This is a genomic window from Paenibacillus terrae, assembly GCF_000943545.1.
GTDB classification, from domain to species: Bacteria; Bacillota; Bacilli; order Paenibacillales; family Paenibacillaceae; genus Paenibacillus; species Paenibacillus terrae_A.
The window spans coordinates 1-922 of sequence record NZ_JTHP01000184.1 but is presented as its reverse complement, the minus strand read 5'-3'; the positions used below and the strand labels follow the sequence as shown (position 1 = coordinate 922).

The window sequence follows — 922 nt, the reverse complement described above, 5'->3', positions numbered from 1 at the left end:
AGTACGTGGACGTAGACCCGAAACCGGGTGATCTACCCCTGTCCAGGGTGAAGGTGCGGTAACACGCACTGGAGGCCCGAACCCACGCATGTTGAAAAATGCGGGGATGAGGTGGGGGTAGCGGAGAAATTCCAATCGAACCCGGAGATAGCTGGTTCTCCCCGAAATAGCTTTAGGGCTAGCCTCGGAATAAGAGTCGTGGAGGTAGAGCACTGATTGGGTGCGGGGCCCGCAAGGGTTACCAAGCTCAGTCAAACTCCGAATGCCATAGACTTAGTTCCGGGAGTCAGACAGTGAGTGCTAAGATCCATTGTCGAAAGGGAAACAGCCCAGACCATCAGCTAAGGTCCCCAAGTGTGTGTTAAGTGGGAAAGGATGTGGAGTTGCACAGACAACCAGGATGTTGGCTTAGAAGCAGCCACCATTGAAAGAGTGCGTAATAGCTCACTGGTCGAGTGACTCTGCGCCGAAAATGTAACGGGGCTAAACACGCCACCGAAGCTATGGCTTGATACTTAGGTATCAGGGGTAGGGGAGCGTTGAATGCGGGTTGAAGGTGTACCGTAAGGAGCGCTGGACTGCATTCAAGTGAGAATGCCGGTATGAGTAACGAAAAGATCTGTGAGAATCAGATCCGCCGAAAGCCTAAGGGTTCCTGAGGAAGGTTCGTCCGCTCAGGGTAAGTCGGGACCTAAGGCGAGGCCGATAGGCGTAGTCGAAGGACAACAGGTCGAAATTCCTGTACCACCGTAATCCGTTATGAGCGATGGGGTGACGCAGTAGGGTAGTGACGCGGACTGATGGATGTCCGTCTAAGCAGTGAGGCTGGTGTGTAGGCAAATCCGCACATCGTAAGGCTGGGCTGTGATGGGGAGCGAAAATTATAGTAGCGAAGGTCATGATCTCAGACTGCCAAGAAAAG

The 922-nt window shown here is 53.3% G+C and carries 1 rRNA gene; it reads left to right on the top strand.

The annotated features are described in order from the left end of the window. A 23S ribosomal RNA gene (locus QD47_RS29545) occupies window positions 1-922 on the top strand; the annotation flags it as partial.